Raw genomic sequence first — 3082 nt, 5'->3', positions numbered from 1 at the left:
TAGAAGTTTTGACAATACGGTAAAACGATAAGGAGGATATAAATGAAAAAACAATTATTTATAAATGGAGAATGGATTGAAACAGAATCTTACAAAGACTTACTTTCCCCATACAGTAATGAAAAAATTGGTGAAATTGCTTCTGCAACAGAAGAAGATGTAGATAAAGCAATTGCTGCAGCTTATCAAACAAATGAAATCATGGCTGAAATGCCTGCACATCAGCGGGCTTCTATTTTAGAAAAAGTGGCAAATCTCATTGAAGCACGTGCAGAAGAAGCGGCCAAAATCATTTCTGCAGAAGCCGCAAAACCATATAAAACAGCTCTTGGTGAAGTGAATCGTACTGTTGCAACCTATAAATTTTCGGCAGAGGAAGCGAAACGCATTCATGGAGAAACAATACCACTTGACGCTGCTGTTGGTGGAGAAAACAGGATTGCTTATACAGTTCGTGAGCCGATCGGTGTGATTGGTGCAATTACACCATTTAATTTCCCAATGAATTTAGTTGCGCATAAAGTCGGTCCAGCGATTGCATCAGGAAACACAGTGGTGTTAAAACCAGCAGAACAAACACCGCTATCATCCTTATTTTTAGCAGATATTTTCAAAGAAGCTGGTTTACCTGATGGTGCTTTAAATATTGTCACTGGTAAGGGTTCTGTTGTTGGGGAAAAAATCGTTAAAGACGATCGGGTGAAAAAAATATCGTTCACTGGAAGTCCAGCGGTAGGAATTGGTATCCGTAATAAAGCGGGCTTAAAGCGAGTGACATTGGAGCTTGGTTCAAATGCAGCAGTAATTATTGATCAAGGTGTTGAACTTGATAAAATCATTGACCGCTGTGTGATGGGGGCTTTTTCCTTCCAAGGTCAGGTTTGTATTTCGTTGCAGCGTGTTTATATTCATGAATCATTGTATGAGCAATTTGTAGAGAAAATGGTGGCAGCAACAAAGCAACTCAAAATAGGTGATCCACTTGATCCTAACACAGATGTTTCAGCATTAATCAGTCCTAGTGATGTTGACCGTGCTCTAGCTTGGATTGAAGAAGCGAAGCAAGGGGGAGCAAAGATATTAACTGGTGGAGATGCTGAGGGGAATGTATTGCAGCCAACCATTTTAACTGATGTTGATGCTAAGCTTAAAGTCTCGTGTCAAGAGGTGTTTGCACCAATTGTCCTGATTAACAAGGTAAGCTCTGTTAAGGAGGCCATCAACTATGTGAACGATTCACGATACGGGTTACAGGCAGGAATTTATACAGACAATATCCATACAGCTCTCATGGCAACGAAAAAGCTACATGTTGGGGGGGTTATGGTCAATGATATCCCGACTTTCCGTGTTGATCATATGCCATATGGTGGTGTAAAAGAAAGTGGAGTTGGACGCGAAGGGGTAAAATATGCGATTGAAGAAATGACTGAGCAGAAGTTAGTTGTTTTTAATCAGGCGTGAAAATAATGACTATGCTTAATGCCCGCTGGAATTCGGGCATTAAGCCATACATATAAGAAACTAGACTATAAGATAAGGCTAAATACCACTTTTATATTCAGCAAATTACATAGAACGAGAGGATGAAGGAGATGAAACAAGAAAAAGAGCTGAAAAAGGTTTTAACAAAGGTTGATGTGTTATTTTTAGCCATTGGTGCAATGCTCGGTTGGGGATGGGTTGTACTTTCTGGAAATTGGATCGTATCTGCAGGTTCCGCTGGAGCAATCATAGCATTTATTATAGGGGGATTACTCGTAACTTTTGTCGGGCTGACCTATGCTGAACTCGCATCTGCAATGCCTGCAGTAGGAGGAGAGCATCATTATGTTGAGCGGGCAATGGGAAGCAAAGCCGCGTTTATTGCCTCTTGGGCAATCACATTAGGATATGTATCAGTCGTTACGTTTGAAGCTGTTGCCCTTCCAACAGTTATAGATTATTTACTTCCTAACTATCAGGTTGGTTACTTATGGACAATAGGTGGATGGGATGTTTATCTGACCTGGGTATTAATTGGCTCTGTTGGGGCGATATTACTTACGGCCCTTAATTATTTTGGATTAAAGCCAGCAGCGTTTATGCAGGTTGTTTTAACTGTTTTTATCGTTGGAATTGGGATATTGCTTATATTTGGCGCAGGGACAAATGGAGATCCGCAAAATCTTCAGCCGCTTTTCACGGGTGGAGTTGGGGGGATCATGACTGTGCTCATCATGGTACCATTTCTTTTTGTTGGATTTGATGTTATCCCACAAGTTGCTGAAGAAGCAAATATTCCGGCAAAAGATATTGGGAAGATTCTTATTTTTTCTGTAGGCTGTGCGGTTGTTTTCTACTTGGCTATTGCTTTTGGCGTGTCTATGGCACTTGATCAAGAGGCATTAAGTATGACACAATTAGCGACTGCTGACGCAATGGCAGCTGTATTTGGGTCAAAAATTTTCGCAAATATCTTAATATTCGGAGGAATCTGTGGAATTGTTACCAGCTGGAATGCATTTATTATCGGAGGTAGCCGTATTATTTATGCTATGGCAAACTCGGGAATGCTGCCTGCTTGGTTTGGATATTTACATCCAAAATACAAAACACCTTCTAATGCAGTCATTTTTCTTGGTGCTTTAGCAACATTAGCACCATTATTAGGAAGACCAGCACTCGTATGGATTGTTGATGCTGGGGGACTTGGAATCGTTGTTGCCTACTTTTTAGTCGCTTTATCCTTTATTATTTTGCGTAAAAAAGAACCAAACATGGACCGTCCGTTTAAGGCTGGAAAGCAAAATGCAGTGGGTTGGATTGCTCTCTTTTTAAGTTTAGGATTTATATTGTTATACATGCCAGGAATGCCTGCTGCACTAGTTTGGCCATATGAATGGGTAATGGTTGCTGGTTGGGTTTTAATAGGAGCGTATTTCTATTATCATATGAATAAGGGGAAATATGAGGTTGTTGAAAATAAGGAAACGAAAAATATATGAAATAATTGATTTCTACAATTAAGTTTAAGTCTCTGAAACCTTCCCTGCCAAATAGTGGTTTGTGGGTTTTAGAGACTTTTTTTCTGTGAAAATAA

Annotated in this window: 2 protein-coding genes; both read left to right on the top strand. The window is 39.9% G+C overall.

The window, feature by feature from the left end; translation table 11 throughout:
* Positions 1 to 42: 42 nt before the first annotated feature.
* Complete coding sequence (locus COD11_RS24430) at positions 43 to 1464, top strand: aldehyde dehydrogenase family protein (RefSeq protein WP_098799508.1); 1422 nt, start codon at positions 43 to 45, stop codon at positions 1462 to 1464.
* A 131-nt stretch (positions 1465 to 1595) separates the two neighbouring features.
* On the top strand, positions 1596 to 2987 hold the full coding sequence (locus COD11_RS24425) for an APC family permease (protein ID WP_098799507.1): 1392 nt from the start codon (positions 1596 to 1598) through the stop codon (positions 2985 to 2987).
* Positions 2988 to 3082: the final 95 nt, after the last annotated feature.

The organism is Bacillus sp. AFS040349, from assembly GCF_002577655.1.
In the GTDB taxonomy this organism is placed as follows: Bacteria; Bacillota; Bacilli; order Bacillales; family Bacillaceae; genus Metabacillus.
Note: the sequence above shows the minus strand (reverse complement) of the source record. Positions and strands in the feature narration are given on the sequence as shown.

What these genes read in the sequence shown, in the direction of transcription:
- COD11_RS24430 (WP_098799508.1), top strand. Translation starts at nt 43, where the DNA reads ATGAAAAAACAATTATTTATAAATGGAGAATGGATTGAAACAGAATCT.
- COD11_RS24425 (WP_098799507.1), top strand. Translation starts at nt 1,596, where the DNA reads ATGAAACAAGAAAAAGAGCTGAAAAAGGTTTTAACAAAGGTTGATGTG.